The 15,982-nt window shown below is 59.4% G+C and carries 14 protein-coding genes; 5 read left to right on the top strand and 9 right to left on the bottom strand.

What is annotated here, in order from left to right; all coding sequences use genetic code 11:
* Positions 1 to 15: 15 nt before the first annotated feature.
* From FAA97_RS12875 to chvE, 6 genes are all read right to left on the bottom strand, one after another.
* Positions 16 to 945 carry a Gfo/Idh/MocA family protein gene (locus FAA97_RS12875; protein ID WP_136598959.1) on the bottom strand — a complete coding sequence of 310 codons (930 nt, stop codon included), beginning with the start codon at positions 943 to 945 and terminating at the stop codon, positions 16 to 18.
* Between the two features lie 10 nt (positions 946 to 955).
* The gene (araD, locus tag FAA97_RS12870; RefSeq protein ID WP_136598958.1) at positions 956 to 2,701 is read right to left on the bottom strand and encodes an L-arabinonate dehydratase; all 1,746 of its coding nucleotides are present in this window, start codon (positions 2,699 to 2,701) and stop codon (positions 956 to 958) included.
* 50 nt (positions 2,702 to 2,751) lie between these two features.
* On the bottom strand, positions 2,752 to 3,717 hold the full coding sequence (araD1, locus tag FAA97_RS12865) for an AraD1 family protein (protein WP_136598957.1): 966 nt from the start codon (positions 3,715 to 3,717) through the stop codon (positions 2,752 to 2,754).
* Positions 3,718 to 3,727: 10 nt separating this feature from the next.
* Complete coding sequence (gene mmsB / locus FAA97_RS12860; protein ID WP_136598956.1) at positions 3,728 to 4,939, bottom strand: multiple monosaccharide ABC transporter permease; 1,212 nt, start codon at positions 4,937 to 4,939, stop codon at positions 3,728 to 3,730.
* On the bottom strand, positions 4,939 to 6,474 hold the full coding sequence (mmsA, locus tag FAA97_RS12855; RefSeq protein WP_136599302.1) for a multiple monosaccharide ABC transporter ATP-binding protein: 1,536 nt from the start codon (positions 6,472 to 6,474) through the stop codon (positions 4,939 to 4,941). The genes mmsB and mmsA overlap by 1 nt, the downstream gene beginning before the upstream one ends.
* 116 nt (positions 6,475 to 6,590) lie before the next feature.
* Entirely contained in the window at positions 6,591 to 7,661 is a 1,071-nt protein-coding gene (chvE, locus tag FAA97_RS12850) for a multiple monosaccharide ABC transporter substrate-binding protein (protein WP_136598955.1), read from the bottom strand.
* Positions 7,662 to 7,834: 173 nt separating this feature from the next.
* On the opposite strand from chvE, the gene FAA97_RS12845 reads away from it, so the two are divergent.
* A complete protein-coding gene (locus FAA97_RS12845; RefSeq protein ID WP_136598954.1) occupies positions 7,835 to 8,773 on the top strand; it encodes a LysR substrate-binding domain-containing protein in 939 nt (312 codons plus the stop codon).
* A gap of 97 nt (positions 8,774 to 8,870) precedes the next feature.
* Positions 8,871 to 9,269 carry a DUF2794 domain-containing protein gene (locus tag FAA97_RS12840; RefSeq protein ID WP_136598953.1) on the top strand — a complete coding sequence of 133 codons (399 nt, stop codon included), beginning with the start codon at positions 8,871 to 8,873 and terminating at the stop codon, positions 9,267 to 9,269.
* A 3-nt stretch (positions 9,270 to 9,272) separates the two neighbouring features.
* On the opposite strand, the gene FAA97_RS12835 is transcribed toward FAA97_RS12840, so the two are convergent.
* A complete protein-coding gene (locus FAA97_RS12835; RefSeq protein ID WP_136598952.1) occupies positions 9,273 to 9,824 on the bottom strand; it encodes a GNAT family N-acetyltransferase in 552 nt (183 codons plus the stop codon).
* Between the two features lie 396 nt (positions 9,825 to 10,220).
* Between FAA97_RS12835 and FAA97_RS12830 the strand changes: the two genes are divergently transcribed.
* The 3 genes from FAA97_RS12830 to FAA97_RS12820 all read left to right on the top strand — a co-directional run bounded on the left by FAA97_RS12830 (position 10,221) and on the right by FAA97_RS12820 (position 14,203).
* Positions 10,221 to 11,252 (top strand): aspartate-semialdehyde dehydrogenase, encoded by a 1,032-nt coding sequence (locus tag FAA97_RS12830; RefSeq protein WP_136598951.1) that lies wholly within the window; start codon positions 10,221 to 10,223, stop codon positions 11,250 to 11,252.
* 152 nt (positions 11,253 to 11,404) lie between these two features.
* A complete protein-coding gene (locus FAA97_RS12825; protein WP_136598950.1) occupies positions 11,405 to 12,223 on the top strand; it encodes a lytic murein transglycosylase in 819 nt (272 codons plus the stop codon).
* 162 nt (positions 12,224 to 12,385) lie between these two features.
* Positions 12,386 to 14,203 (top strand): di-heme-cytochrome C peroxidase, encoded by a 1,818-nt coding sequence (locus FAA97_RS12820; protein ID WP_246041450.1) that lies wholly within the window; start codon positions 12,386 to 12,388, stop codon positions 14,201 to 14,203.
* A gap of 83 nt (positions 14,204 to 14,286) precedes the next feature.
* On the opposite strand, the gene FAA97_RS12815 is transcribed toward FAA97_RS12820, so the two are convergent.
* Positions 14,287 to 14,934 (bottom strand): carbonic anhydrase, encoded by a 648-nt coding sequence (locus tag FAA97_RS12815; RefSeq protein ID WP_136598949.1) that lies wholly within the window; start codon positions 14,932 to 14,934, stop codon positions 14,287 to 14,289.
* A 38-nt stretch (positions 14,935 to 14,972) separates the two neighbouring features.
* Positions 14,973 to 15,866, bottom strand: a complete 894-nt coding sequence (gene pdxY / locus FAA97_RS12810; RefSeq protein ID WP_136598948.1) for a pyridoxal kinase PdxY — start codon at positions 15,864 to 15,866, stop codon at positions 14,973 to 14,975.
* Positions 15,867 to 15,982: the final 116 nt, after the last annotated feature.

Genomic DNA, 15,982 nt, shown 5'->3' with positions numbered 1-15,982 from the left:
AAGGGCCTCCTTTTCTTAGTCTTCGAAGGAAGCGACTACCTTTCGCTCCCCGCAGAGGAACGAATCCGCCACGATGCGCAGCGGCTGATAGTCAGTGTCGCTCTGGCGAGCGCGGATGAGCTTTGCGAAACGTTCGTAGATGCCCGCATATTCGCGATCCGGGCCCGACGCATGTTCCACGCCCCCGATATAGAGTTCCGAGCCGCCTTTTGAAAGACGCAGTTCGCCAGCATTTGTCTGGACGGTGATGTCCCAGGTCTGCGGGCCTTCCTGGCGCCAGTCGAATTCGGCAGAAATCGGCGCGCCATCGACTGTGCGCATGGCAATCGACGCGGCGATCGGCTGCTTCTTGTTTTCCGGAAACTCGATCACGGATTTCTCGACCATGATATGGCCGGGCACGATTTCGGTCAGAATGGACAGGGCGTTGATACCCGGATCGAACACCCCGAAACCGCCAGGCTCCCAGATCCAGTCCTGGCCGGGATGCCAGCGACGCACATCTTCCTTCCAGACGATCGAGATCGACTGGATGACCTTGTCGGAAAGCCACTGCCGCGCCGGCTCGACGCCGAGAGCGAACCGCGAATGCCAGGTCGCAAACAACGTGACACCGGCATCTTCGGCAAGCTTCGTCAGGGCTTCGGCTTCTCCCAGCGTCGTCGCCGGGGGCTTTTCCATCAGCACGTGACGACCGGCTGCAATGGCAGCCTTCGCCATGTCGAATCGGACTTCTGGCGGCGTGCAGAGAGATACGACCTTGATGTCCGGGCGCGCGGCCAGGAATGCATCGAAATCCGTGAAGTTCTCCGCACCTTCAACCTTTCCGTGGCGGCTGACCGCCACGGAGACGACGAAGTCATTGCCGCCTGCGATCGACGGAATGTGCTGATCACGGGCAATCTTGCCGATGCCGACGAGCGCGAGCGGAATGCGATCTGTCATCGTCAACTCCTCAGTGTGCGTCCTTGCCGACCGGCGAGCCGCGGCAACCCTTCAGGAAGTCGAAGTCGGCGCCCGTATCGGCACCCTCGACGTGATCGTGGAAGAGCTTGGCATAGCCGCTGGCCGGCGGCTCGACCGACGGACGCCAGGCCGCGAGACGGCGCTGCATTTCCTCTTCCGAAATGTCGAGGTGGATGCGACGGGCATCGACGTCGAGCTCGATGAAATCACCGTTCTGGACGATGGCGAGCGGACCGCCGCGCGCGGCTTCCGGCGAGGTGTGCAAAAGCACGGTGCCATAGGCGGTGCCCGACATGCGGGCGTCCGAGATGCGGACCATATCGGTGATGCCCTTGCGCAGAACCTTGGGCGGAAGACCCATGTTGCCGACCTCGGCCATGCCCGGATAACCGCGCGGACCACAGTTCTTCAGCACCATGACGCAGGTCTCGTCGATATCGAGTGCCTCGTCGTTGATCTTCGCCTTGTAGTCGTCGATGTCTTCGAAGACCACGGCCCGACCGCGATGCTTCATCAGGTGCTCGGAGGCCGCGGACGGCTTCAGCACGCAGCCCTTGGGCGCCAGATTGCCGCGCAGAACGACGATACCGCCCTGCTGCGTCAGCGCCTTCTCGACCGGCAGGATGACATCTTCGTTCCAGTTGCGAACGTCCTTGACTTCGTCCCAGATGCTCTCGCCCGATACGGTCAGCGCATCCTTGTGGAGCTTGCCGGCTTCGCCCAGGCGCTTGATGACGACGGGCAGGCCGCCGGCATAGAAGAACTCTTCCATCAGATACTTGCCCGACGGCATCAAGTTGACGATCGTCGGGATGTCGCGGCCGAGGCGGTCCCAGTCATCAAGCGTAAGATCGATGCCGACGCGGCCGGCCATGGCCAGAAGGTGCACGACCGCATTGGTCGAGCCGCCAATCGCGCCATTGACACGAATGGCGTTCTCGAAGGCTTCCTTGGTCATGATGTCGGAAGGCTTCAGGTCATCCTTGACCATCTGCACGATGCGACGGCCCGAAAGCTGCGCCATCACCTTGCGGCGGCTGTCGACGGCCGGGATCGCGGCATTGCCCGACAGCGCCATGCCGAGCGCCTCGACCATGGAAGCCATGGTGGAAGCGGTACCCATCGTGTTGCAGGTGCCGCTGGAGCGCGACATCGAGGCTTCCGCTTCGACGAATTCTTCCTGCGTCATCTCGCCGGCCTTCACGGCTTCGGAGAACTTCCACAGATGCGTGCCGGAGCCGACGCGCTCGCCACGGAAATAGCCGTTCAGCATCGGTCCGCCGGTTACGACGATCGACGGCAGATCGGTCGAGGCGGCGGCCATCACGAGCGATGGCGTGGTCTTGTCACAGCCGACGAGCAGGACAGCACCATCGATCGGCTGGCCGCGCATGGCTTCCTCGACAGCGAGCGCCGCGAGGTTGCGGTACATCATGGCGGTCGGGCGGAAGGTGTTTTCCGACGCGGAGAAGACCGGGATTTCGACCGGGAAACCACCAGCCTCCCAGACGCCGGCCTTCACCTTTTCAGCGAGCTCGCGCAGGTGGCCGTTGCACGGCGTCAGGTCCGACCAGGTGTTCAGGATGCCGATGACCGGACGGCCATCGAAGAGGTCATGCGGGTGACCCTGGTTTTTCATCCAGCCGCGGTGGTAGATCGTGTCGCGGGATGTCCCGCCGTACCAGTGCTGCGATCTCAGTTGGCGCGGCCAAGCCGCCGGTTTGAACTTGCTCATGGCTTTTTCGTCCTGTCTCTGTTGGATGGGCGGGTCGATGACCGATCCGCTCAGAGCATCTTGACCGTTACGGGTTCTGCTGCGGCACGGGCGAGCCGGTTGCGCAGTGGAAGACCGAATTGCGGGGATTGGATTTCGAAGACATCGCCTTCCTGCGTGACGAAGCCGTCGGCGACCGAGAGGGTCGCGGTGCCGTACATGTGCACATGCAGATCGCCGGGCTGGCAGAACAGCGCATACTTGAAATGGTGGTATTCGAGATTGGCGATGGTGTGGGACATGTTCGCCTCGCCGGAGACAAATGCCTTTTCCCAGGCCGTCTTGCCGTCGCGGAGAATGCGCGACACGCCCTCGACGTGATCCGGGAGCGGACCGACGAGGATCTCGGGACCGAAGGATGCCGGGCGCAGCTTCGAATGTGCGAGATAGAGATAGTTGATCTTCTCGGTGACGTGGTCGGAAAATTCGTTGGCGACCGAGAAGCCGAGACGATGCGCCGTGCCATCCTCACCGATGATGTAGTAGCCGGCCATTTCAGGCTCTTCACCGCCGTCGAGGGCAAAGGAGGGCGAGACGAGATCGTCACCCGGCGCAATCGCGTTGACGCCATTGCCCTTGTAGAACCATTCCGGCTGTACGCCGAATTCGCCGGGCTTCGGCTTGCCGCCTTCGATGCCCATGCGGAACATCTTCATGGAATCGCTCATGCCTGCGGTGTCGGCATGCATGCTGTCGCGCGCAGACGCCGAGCCCGTGTGGGTAAGGCCGGTTCCCGTGAGATACATATGTGCCGGATCCGGATGGCGGATCGGACAATCGAGCTTGCCGGCATCGAGAAGGGCCAGAAGATCGACGCTGTCGCCCTCGCCCTGCTTTTCGACGATGGCAGCGACAGAAGCCTTGGCGGCGATGGCTACCTTGGCCAGTTCGTATGTGGAGTTGAACCCCGGGACAAGGCGCGCGGCCTCACCCTGGCGGCAAATGACGCCGCCAGTCTTCAATTGCGAGAGAAACATAAGCCTATCCTCAGACTGCTTTGTTCTTGTTGTAAACGTCGAAGAAGACAGCAGCCAAAAGCACAAGACCCTTGATGAGCTGCTGGTAATCGATGCCGATCCCCATGATCGACATGCCGTTGTTCATGACACCCATGATGAAGGCGCCGATGACCGCACCGGTGATCTTGCCGACGCCGCCGGAAGCCGAAGCACCGCCGATGAAGCAGGCCGCGATGACGTCGAGCTCGAAGCCGACGCCGGCCTTCGGCGTTGCCGAATTCAGGCGCGCCGCGATGATCATGCCGGCGAGCGCTGCGAGCACGCCCATGTTGACGAAGGTCAGGAAGACAAGCTTTTCGGTGTTGATGCCCGAAAGCTTCGCCGCCTTTTCGTTGCCGCCAAGCGCATAGATGCGGCGACCGATGGTCGTGCGGCTCGTGACGAACGCATAAAGTGCAATCAGCACACCCATGACCACCAGAACGTTTGGCAGGCCGCGATAGGTCGCCAGCTGATATCCAAGGAAGATGGCAACGGCGCTGATGATGCCCATCTGCAGGACGAAGAATACGAAAGGCTCGTTCTCCGTGCCATGCTTGTCGTTCAGGCGGCGGTTCTTCATGCCGGAATAGATCGACAGGGCGACAAGGGCGACGATGACGATCAGTGCCACGTAATTCTTGATCAGGCTGGTGGCCGGATCGGTGAACGACAGGAAGTCAGGAATGAAGCCGGTCGACAGAAGCGTGAATTCTTTCGGGAACGGACCGATCGGGCGGCCCTCCAGCACGACATAGGTCAGACCGCGGAAAACCAACATGCCGGCAAGCGTCACGATGAAGGAGGGGATCTTCTGATAGGCCACCCAGTATCCCTGGGCCGCCCCCATCAGGCCGCCGAGCACCAGACACAGCGGCACCACGATCGAGAAATGCCAGCCCCACTTGACCAGCATGATGGCCGCGATCCCGCCGATAAAGGCAACGATGGAGCCGACAGAAAGGTCGATATGCCCGGCAACAATGATCAGCAGCATACCCAGCGCCATGATGACGATGAAGGAGTTCTGCAGCACGAGGTTGGTGATGTTGACAGGACGGAAGAGAACACCGTTGGTCAGCACCTGAAACAGCAGCATGATGACGACGAGTGCGAGCAGCAATCCGTATTCACGAATATTCTTGCGCAGATATTCGCCCACGGAGACCTTGGGGGTTTCGGTTCTTGTGTCGATGGCCATTAGTGTTTCTCCCCAGAGCGCATGATGGCACGCATGATGGACTCTTGGCTTGCTTCTTCCTTGGTGAGTTCCGCGACGATGCGTCCTTCGTTCATGACGTAGATGCGGTCGCAGGTGCCGAGCAGTTCGGGCATTTCCGATGAGATCATCAGAATGCCCTTACCTTCGGCGGCAAGCTGGTTGATGATGATATAGATTTCGAACTTTGCGCCGACATCGATGCCGCGCGTCGGCTCGTCCAGGATGAGGACTTCGGGGCTGGTAAACAGCCATTTCGACAGGACAACCTTCTGCTGGTTTCCGCCGGACAGATTGACGGTCTCCTGATAGATCGAATGCGAGCGGATGCGCAGCATCTGGCGATAGTCTGCGGCGACCTTGGCTTCCTTGCGATCGTCGATGACGCCACTCGTCGATACACCCTTCAGATTTGACAGGGTGGTGTTGTCCTTGATGTTGTTCTGCAGGACGAGACCGAGATGCTTGCGGTCCTCCGTCACGTAGGCAAGCCCGGCATCGATGGCCTTGGGGATGGTCGACACATCCACCGGCTTGCCATGCATCTTGACCTCACCGGTGATCTTGTGACCCCACGACTTGCCGAAGATGCTCATCGCGGTTTCGGTACGACCTGCGCCCATCAGCCCGGCAATGCCGACGACTTCGCCGGCGCGGACGTTGAACGAGACATCGCGCAGGAACTGGCGATCACGATGGTTCTGATGGAAGACGTTCCAGTTCTTGACCTCGAGAAGCATCTCGCCGATTTTCGGCTCGCGCTTCGGATAGCGGTCTTCCATGTCGCGACCGACCATGCCCTTGATGATCCGGTCTTCCGAGATTTCCTCGGTATGACAGTCCAGCGTTTCAACGGTGCCGCCATCGCGCAGAATGGTGATCTGGTCTGCAACCTTGCGAATTTCATTGAGCTTGTGGGAAATGATGATCGACGTCATGCCCTGCTTGCGGAATTCCATCAGCAGGGTCAGCAGCGCATCGGAATCCGTTTCGTTGAGCGATGCCGTCGGCTCGTCGAGGATCAGCAGGCGAACCTTTTTCGACAGCGCCTTGGCAATTTCAACCAACTGCTGCTTGCCCACACCGATATCGGTGATCCGGGTCGTCGGGGCATCCTTGAGGCCGACCTTTGCCAGCAGCTCCTTCGTCCGCGCAAAGGTCTGGGGCCAGTGGATGACGCCCTTTTCGGCGACTTCATTGCCGAGGAAAATGTTTTCGGCAATCGACAGAAGCGGCACGAGCGCCAGCTCCTGGTGAATGATGATGATGCCGAGCTCTTCACTGTCGGAAATCGTGCTGAAACGACGGGTTTCACCATCGTAGACGATCTCGCCCGTGTAGGTTCCGGCCGGGTAGACGCCGCTGAGTACCTTCATCAAGGTGGACTTACCGGCGCCGTTTTCGCCGACGAGTGCGTGGATTTCACCCTCGCGCACCTTGAAGCTGACATTGTCGAGCGCCTTGACGCCCGGGAATGTCTTCGTGATGCCGCGCATCTCGAGAATGATGTTGTCCATGTGCAGAATTCCAGCAGCCATCCAGCGACCTATAGTCTAGCCGGAGGCGCGAGCTCCCTCAATGCGTATAGGAAATGGGTCCGCGACGTATCGCGGACCCGGTAACGAAGCAGGGATCAGTTGTCGATCTGCTCTGCCGTGTAGTAACCGGCGCCGACCAGAACGTCCTTTGCATTGGCCTTGTCGACTGCGACCGGCTTCAGCAGGTAGGACGGCACGACCTTCACGCCGTTGTTGTAGGTCTTCTCGTCGTTCACTTCCGGAGCCTTGCCGCCCATGATCGCGTCAACCATCGAAACGGCAACCTTGGCCAGTTCGCGGGTGTCCTTGAACACGGTCGAGTACTGCTCGTCGGCCAGGATCGACTTGACAGACGGGAGTTCGGCGTCCTGACCGGTAACAACCGGCATGACCATGTCGCCAGAACCGTAGCCAACGCCCTTCAGAGCCGACAGGATGCCGATCGACAGGCCGTCATAAGGTGAAAGAGCGCCGTGCAGCTTGTCTTCGGTGTAGGTCGAGGAGAGCAGGTTTTCCATGCGCGCCTGTGCAACCGTACCGTCCCAACGCAGCGTGCCGACCTGGTCCATGCCCTGCTGGCCCGACTTGATGACGATGTCACCGCTGTCGATCATCGGCTGCAGAACAGACATTGCGCCGTCGTAGAAGAAGAAGGCGTTGTTGTCGTCCGGCGAGCCGCCGAAGAGTTCAACGTTCCACGGCTTGGTGTCCGGGAACTTGGCCTTGAGGCCGTCAACGAGGCTGGTTGCCTGGAGAACGCCGACCTGGAAGTTGTCGAAGGTGGCGTAGTAATCGACATTGCCGGAATCGCGGATCAGGCGGTCATAGGCGATAACCTTGACGCCAGCATCAGCGGCCTTCTGGAGAATGTCGGAAAGTGTGGTGCCGTCGATCGCGCCGATGACGAGAACCTTGGCACCCTTGGTGACCATGTTTTCGATCTGTGCGAGCTGGTTCGGAATGTCGTCGTCAGCAAACTGCAGGTCCGGGGTATAGCCGGCTTCCTTGAACAGCTTTTCCATGGTCTCACCATCGGAGATCCAGCGCGTGGACGTCTTTGTCGGCATCGAAATGCCGACCATACCCTTGTCCTGTGCAAAGGACATGGGCGCGAAAGATGCGATACCGATTGCAAGCGATGCAATCAGGGCGCCAAGTTTCTTCATGGTAACCTCCCTGGTTATACCGTGCGGAGCCAAGCTCCTCCTGGCGTCCGCTGAAACAAAGAACGAGCGACCAACAAGGCGGTCCCCCAGCTCCGCGGCGAGTCTTATCGCGCCCGACATACCGATCAAATGATTATTTTGACTTGTTGCATATCATAGTTGATATATCATTCATGGCAGAAACTCTTATCAATCGATTACAATCGAAACACTTCGCACTCGTGGCCTCGATTGCAGAGCTCGGCCAGCTCAGTCTTGCTGCCCAGGCACTGGCCCTGACACAGCCGGCAGCATCCCGGATGCTGAGCGAAATCGAGCGCTTTGTCGGTTCCGCCATTTTCACCAGAACGCCGAAGGGCATGGAGCCGACGACCATCGGCAGCGCTCTGGCGCGGCGCGCGCAGAACGTTCTGGAGGAGATACGCGAGGCCAGTCGCGAGGTGGAGGCCATACGTCGCGGTCTAACTGGCAAAGTGCGGCTCGGCGCCGTTACGGGCGGTGCGGTTGGTTATGTGGTTCCCGCCATCAAGGCGATGAAGGCGCGATCAGCCGAAGTTGAGATCCACGTGGATGTCGCCTCTAGCGCCGAACTAATCCGCAACCTCCTCTCAGGCCATTATGAATTTATCCTGGGCCGGGTGCCCCCGGGCATTGATGCGCGACAGTTCCACATCGAAGGCTCTGCGATGGAGGAAATGGAAATCGTTGTGCATCGCACGCATCCGCTGGCCAGCATGGACAGCCTTTGCCTATCCGATATGGCGCATTTCCCCTGGATCATGCAGGAACCGGGCACACCTTTGCGTCAGGCCGTCGAAGCCAATTTCATCGATGAAGGCGCGCCCTTGCCGCGCAACATCGTCAACACGACCTCGCTCTTGGTCATGATCGCCATGTTGGCATCCTCCAATGCCATTGCGCCAATGTCACGCGAGGTTTCTGACCTGCTCTGTCGTCAGACCTCGGTCGGCGATCTCCGTACACTGAAGGTGGAAACACCGATTATCGTCGCGCCCTATCATGTGATTTCCGTGCTCGGCAAACATCTGTCGCCCATGGCCTTGCATTTGCGCGACCTTTTGCTGGCAGATCTAGAGGCGCGCGGACGCTGACATATGTAAGGGGTCTGCGCTTGGCATCGGCTTGCTTTTTAATGATGGTCAGGCACACTGTCACCAATCCGTCACGAATTGCAGATGAGGAGCATCGATGACCGAGCCGCCTGAGGGGCAGCGTCGCGAGAGCGATGGCCAGGAAAGACCCGCAAGCGGGGTCGTGGATCTCACACTCTATCGGCAGTCCCTCGATCCCCTGCCCGTCACCTTCCACCGCCTCGAACTCGATGCGATCCTCTGGATTTACGGTCGCATGGTCGGCGAAGGCGAGTGGCGCGATTATGCGATCGACCACCTGAAGGACAAGGCAGTGTTCTCCGTGTTCAAACGCTCAGGTGAGTATCCTCTCTACCGTATAGAGAAGGACCCGAAACTCGCGGCCAAGCAGGGAGCGTTTTCGGTCGTCGCCACCGATGGCCGCATCCTCAAGCGGGGGCACGATTTGAAGCAAGTGCTCAAGGTGTTCGACAAGGCCCTCAAGGCACTGGATTGATCGTTACGACAGCGTACCCGGATAGGCTGCGGGATCGGCAGGCGTTGCAGTCCCTGCCCCAAGTTGCCGCTGCATGAAAACGGTATCCAGCCAACGGTCGAACTTGAACCCTGTGCCGGTCAGGCGGCCGGCATGGTCAAAGCCGCAAGATCGATGCACAGCGATCGATGCTTCGCTCGCACCACCGATAACGGCCACCATCTGACGGAACCCGAGTGCCGTGCAGCGATTGACGAGCGCGTGCAACAGCATCTTGCCGATACCCTTCCCGCGCGCCTCCGGCAAAATATAGATCGAGTCCTCCACCAGCCAGCGATAGGCGGGTCGGGTGCGAAAAGCCGAGGCATAGGCATAGCCGACGAGACGACCGGTGGCCTCGCTGCAGGCAATATAGGGATAGCCCTTGCTGATGATGGCTTCGTAGCGCGCGCGCATCTCTTGAAGGTCGGGGGCGCAAAGCTCGTAACTTGCGGTACCGGTTTCCACCGCATCACGATAGATGTCGGTCACGGCATCAAGGTCGGCCGGGATGAGATCGCGGATCAAAAACGTCATGCTGAATGCTCCAGTCAGTCACGACGTTTTCTCAAGGCAAATCTCCGCCTGCAAGTTCTATTGTACCCCACCGCCCGGATTGCGTGATTTCACCGCCGGCGGCCCTTGTGCGGCTTGACTCCCTGCAAAAACCTTGTCATCCCTCGCCGCGAAGAGGAATTCGGTCCATGCACGCTTTCGAGCAAGCCTTCTCGGTCGAACTTGACCTGCAGCCAAACGCTGCGGGATGCGCATGGCATTCTCTTGCATTCACGACCAAGGCCAAAACCACGACGAAAACCGTCTGACGTCTTCGGCCACCGCTCTCTCCCCGGCACGGCCGGGGACAAGGAAGGTTGCAGCCCTGTCGCAAGCTTCCCCTCACCATCCGCGGAGAGACAGAAAGAGAGCATAGACATGGGTTTCAAGATTGCAGTCGCAGGCGCAACCGGCAATGTCGGTCGCGAAATGCTGAACATCCTTTCCGAACGCGGTTTCCCGGCTTCGGAAGTGATCGCTCTGGCCTCGGCCCGCTCCCAGGGGACTGAGGTTTCCTTTGGCGACAAGGTGCTGAAGGTGCAGAACCTTGAGCACTACGATTTCTCCGACACCGACATTTGCCTGATGTCCGCCGGCGGCGAGACCTCCAAGAAGTGGTCGCCGAAGATCGGCGCGCAAGGCTGCGTTGTCATCGATAACTCGTCGGCCTGGCGCTACGACGCCGAGGTGCCACTGATCGTGCCGGAAGTTAATCCGGACGCCATCGCGGGCTTCAACAAGAAGAACATCATCGCCAACCCGAACTGCTCGACTGCGCAGCTCGTCGTTGCCCTGAAGCCGCTGCACGATGCCGCAAAGATCAAGCGCGTCGTCGTTTCGACCTATCAGTCGGTGTCCGGCGCCGGCAAGGAAGGCATGGACGAGCTCTTCACCCAGACCCGCGCCGTCTTCGTGGCTGATCCGGTCGAAAACAAGAAGTTCACCAAGCGCATCGCCTTCAACGTCATTCCGCATATCGATAGCTTCATGGAAGATGGCTACACGAAGGAAGAATGGAAGGTTCTCGCAGAGACCAAGAAGATGCTTGATCCGAAGATCAAGGTGACCTGCACGGCCGTGCGCGTGCCCGTGTTCATCGGCCACTCGGAATCCGTCAACATCGAGTTCGAAAACGAGATCACCGCCGACCAGGCGCGTGACATCCTGCGCGACGCGCCGGGTTGCCTCGTGATCGACAAGCACGAAAACGGTGGCTACATCACTCCGGTCGAATGCGCCGGCGAGGACGCGACCTTCATTTCGCGCATCCGCGAAGACGCGACCGTCGAAAACGGCCTCAACATGTGGGTCGTCTCCGACAACCTGCGCAAGGGTGCGGCTCTCAACGCGATCCAGATCGCAGAACTTCTGGTCAATCGCGGTCTTATCAAGCCGCGCGCCGCCGCCTGATTGAACCTTTTGGCATCCGCGGGAACACGCCATGCGGATGCCAATCCCGCAAAAGTGAAAACAATCCCTGAAAAAGCCAGGTTCTTGCCCCATGACACTGGCTTCAAACGCTGTCATTGTGCAGCACTTCCCAAGATAACGAAGAGGCATGGATGCGACTGACCTATTTCCTGTCGGCGGCTTTCCTTTCAACCACCGCCGTCCTTTCCACCGTTGGCACTGCACAGGCCGCCGCATGCAGCAACACCTCGGCCGGGTTTGATGACTGGAAGCAGGCCTTCACCCAGCAGGCGGCGTCCCAGGGGATCTCCGGTCGCACGCTCGACCGCGTCATGCCGGCGATCAGCTACAGCAACAGCACCATTCGGGCAGACCGCGGCCAGAAAAGCTTCAAGCTGAGCTTTGACCAATTCATGGAGAAGCGTGGTGGTCAGGTGATCATCAGCCGCGGCAAGACCATGAAGAAGAACAACGCGGCACTGTTCGCCAAGCTCGAGCAGAAATACGGCGTTCCCGCCGGACCTCTGATCGCCATCTGGGGCATGGAGACGGGCTTCGGCTCTTTCCTTGGCAAGGAACACACGCTGTCGGCCGTCGCCACGCTCGCTTTCGACTGCCGCCGCAGCGACTTCTTCACCGACCAGTTCTTCGCAGCCCTTCAGCTTGTCGAAGACGGCAATCTCGACGTGGCGGCGAAGGGTGCGGCGCATGGCGAAATCGGCCAGACACAGTTTCTGCCGCGCAACGTCATTCGCTTCGGCGTCGACGGTGACGGCGATGGCCATATCGACATGGTGCGTTCGCGCGCCGACGCTCTTGCATCGACCGCGAACTTCTTGCGCGGCCATGGCTGGCAGCCAGGCGCCGGCTATCAGCAGGGTGAGCCGAACTACGCCGCCATCCAGGGCTGGAATGCAGCAAGCGTCTACCAGCAGGCGATTGCCTATATCGGCGACAGAATAGACAATTGAGATTCCTGGATATCAGCTGACAGATTGAGGGCGGTGGGAGCGCAAGCTTCCGCCGCTTTTTTCTGGCCGATGAACAATAAGCCCTAAATTCATCAGGTTGCATGTTTTTCCAACTGATGCACTCATAAACTGCATTATGAGCTGCACTGGGGGAGATCAACCATGCTTCGCGCAACGATCAGCCAAACTGCCGCAATCTGTCTTCTTTTCCCGCTCACCGCTGGCGCTTCAGAACCTCTCGTCTATACGGATCAAGGGAAGAACTGGTCGGCCATGGACAGGGCGATGTACTATACCCAGGATCAGGGTTCTCGCCTGATGCCGCTCTCCTGGCTGAAGGCGCTGACCCTGCCAGACGGCTCGCCGTTCCTCAGTCAGTCGCTCAGCCGATATGGCTACCTGCCGATGACCGGCCCCAATCAGGGTCTACCGGTCGGTTTCACCAGCACTGGCCCTGCCGGTCGCGAACAGGTCGGGGTGACCTGTGCCGCCTGCCACACGCGCGAAATCCGGGTATCCGGGACGAAATACCGCGTGGATGGCGGACCCGCCCTTGTTGATTTCCATCGCCTGCTGGTCGATCTCGATGAAGCCACCCAGAAACTTGCCAATGACCCCGCCGCCTTCGACAGTTTTGCCAAGATTGTACTGGGCCCTGACTACGAGGACCCATCCAGCCGCGACCTGTTGAAACTGGAGTTCGATTTGTGGAGCAAACGGTTCCACGCGATCGTCAGCCGCGGCGTACCGAGTGAACCGTGGGGCGTTGGGCGACTTGATGCCGTTGGGATGATCTTCAATCGACTGACGGGTCTCGACCTGGGCGAAACTTCGGATCGGATCATCGAGGCAAACATTCAGTCAGCCGATGCGCCTGTCCGCTATCCGTTTCTCTGGAATGCCGCAGTCCAGGATCGGACCCAGTGGCCGGGCTTTGCCGCAAATGGAAGCGACATCCTCGGCCTCGCCCGCAATGTCGGGGAAGTCTACGGTGTTTTCGGTGAGTTTACGCCGGTCAAGGATTCCTGGTCCTTGTTGGGTATCGATTACCTCAAGGGCAATTCGGTCAATTTCTCGGGATTGTCGACATTGGAAGGCCTGATCAAGAAACTTGGGCCCCCTGCCTATCCCTTCCCTATCGACAAGGCGCTGGCCCAAAAGGGGGAAGCCGTCTTCAAGGCTCCCGGCCCATGGGGGAGCTGCGAGGACTGTCACGGTCAACGCCCAGGCACCCCATCTCTCGGAAACAAGACCTGGGCTACGCCCCTGGTGGATACAGGGACTGACAGCCACCAATATGATGTGCTCAGCTGGGTGGCGCATCCCGGCGTCATGACCGGCGCCCGCATACCATTTCTCAGCGAACGGCTTGCTGAGACATCTCCGGCGATCGACATTTTGACCGTGGCTGTAGAAGGCAGCATTCTGCAACACTACGCTCCCTGGATTTTCGATCTGCGGCTGAAACAGACCGACGCTGTTGAAGTCGCCCTCGACAAGGATCTCAGTGCACTTCTGCCTGAGCTTTATCTCCCCAAAGACCTGAGAGAACTTCGGAATGCCTTTCCGCGATCGCAGGGACTAGGCCTTGCTGATGCGCAACGATCCGCTGTGCCGCCAGCAGAATCGACATCAAAGGTCCCGGAATCGGCAAACTCTCCCACCACTCAGTTCAAGTATGAATCCCGTGTGCTCTACGGCATCTGGGCGACGGCGCCCTACCTTCACAACGGGTCTGTGCCGACGCTGTCGGATCTTCTCAAAGCGGTCGATCAGAGGCCAGAGAAATTTGAAAGTGGCGCGGACTACGACCCAGTCATGGTGGGATTGGCAGCCACTCAGAGCGGACTTCACTCCATCACGGTGACAACGGATTGCACGGAGCGCAATTCCGGCAACAGCCGTTGTGGCCATGAGTTCGGGACGGATCTTTCAGCAGAAGACAAGACTGCGCTACTTGAGTATCTCAAAACACTCTGAGCATGATTTGAACTCAGCTATGACGAAGCCTCCCACGGAAACGTGGGCGGCCACGCACTGTGATTATCTGCTTCCGCGGAAGCTCACGCAGCAGGATCCATACGGAGAAAATCCTGGGACTTCGGATCCATCAGCCACAATTCGCCATTGCTGATATCGAACCATGCACCGTGGATGCGCAGCTTCTGGGCCTCTTCCAACGCCTTGACGTATGGGAATGTCCGCAGATTGGCGATGGAGTTCCGGATCGAAATCCGCTCCAGCGCCGTCTGACGCTCGCCCGAGGTCATTTCGGAATTGCCCTGGATCTGCTCAGCGGCAGGTTTAACCAGGTTCATCCACTTGCCGATGAAATCGCCGGGTGAGAGTGGCTCGGCGTTTGGATCAAGCGCTGCCGTGATACCACCGCAGCGGCCATGCCCCATGACGATGATGTCCTTGACACGCAACGCCTGGACCGCAAATTCAAGGGCGGCCGATGTCGAGTGATACTGACCATCCGGCTCGTAAGGCGGCACCATATTGGCGACGTTGCGGACGACGAACAATTCGCCAGGGCCGGCATCGAAGATCATTTCGGGAGCTGCGCGGGAATCGCAGCAGGCAACCACAAGCGTGTGTGGCTTCTGTCCCTGTTCGGCAAGCTGTCGATAGCGGTCCCGCTGATCGACGTACCGACCACTCATGAAATCGCGATAACCGGTGAGGAGGGCTTCGGGAAACGTGTTCATGCTTTCGCCTTAGCGCGGGATAGGCATCAAGGCAACCGCTACCTCAATTGTCGGTGCGATCTCGTCACCGCCTTGCGGGGTTGCAACAGATTGCGGACCTGAACCGTGGCCATCGGCCTGTGAAGACTGGCGGCTTCGCGCGCCAGCTCCAACTCCCCGGCGCCATCCCTCGCCGAGCGCGAAATGACCTCGAAAATGCTGGCCGTGGCCTTCTCCAGCGCCCGTTCGTCGGCGTCGCCGGCCAACAGCCGGGCGAGATAGACAGCGGCGAAAAGATCACCCGTTCCGCTCGGCGGATGGTCGAGCTTCCGGTGCTCCGCCAAAAGGCAGCGCTTTGCCTGAACCAGCAGGTTCCCCAGACCGCCCGCCATCATCGAATGCGCTGACGTGACCACCACGCGGTCGATCTCCAGCCGGCGTGCCGCATCGATCGTGCCCAGGGTGTCGGACAGGGTCTGTCCCGTCAGCCATTCAAGTTCAAACCGGTTCGGGGTCGCGATATCGGCGATAGGAAGAAGATGATCGCGGATCGCTATTGCCGTTGGCTCAGGTATATAGAGGCCACCCTGATCGCCCAAGACAGGATCGCAGAGATAGAGCGCATCCGGATTGGCGCGCTTGACGGCACCGATGAGTGCGGCAACGGCTTCCGGCTGACCCTTCGAGCCAAAATAGCCGGTGAGAACGGCGCGGACCTCACCAAGCCATGGTGCCCGGGACAGGTCCTCCATGGCGCGGGCGAAATCTCCATCATCGAAGACGAGCCGTGTTGACGGCCCATGGCCCGGATGCCAGGGCATGACGACCGTCGGCACGGACCAGACCCGATGTCCAAGCGTCTCAAGCGCAAACACGGCCGCGCGATTGCCCACGGAGCCACGCATGACCTGGCTGGAAACTACGATGACGGCGTCCGATCGACTTTCACTCATATTCGACTTTTCCCAGTTCTTGGGCGATGATTGCATCAAATTGCACTCTGTCGGGTGCAATTCTTCCAAATTTTCGTGCCGATTGATCAAATTTGATGCGGATTTCGCCCTACATT

The organism is Peteryoungia ipomoeae (genome assembly GCF_004912165.1).
Lineage (GTDB): Bacteria > Pseudomonadota > Alphaproteobacteria > Rhizobiales > Rhizobiaceae > Allorhizobium > Allorhizobium ipomoeae.
The sequence above is the reverse complement of the archived record's forward strand: the minus strand, read 5'-3'. Positions and strand labels throughout refer to the sequence as shown.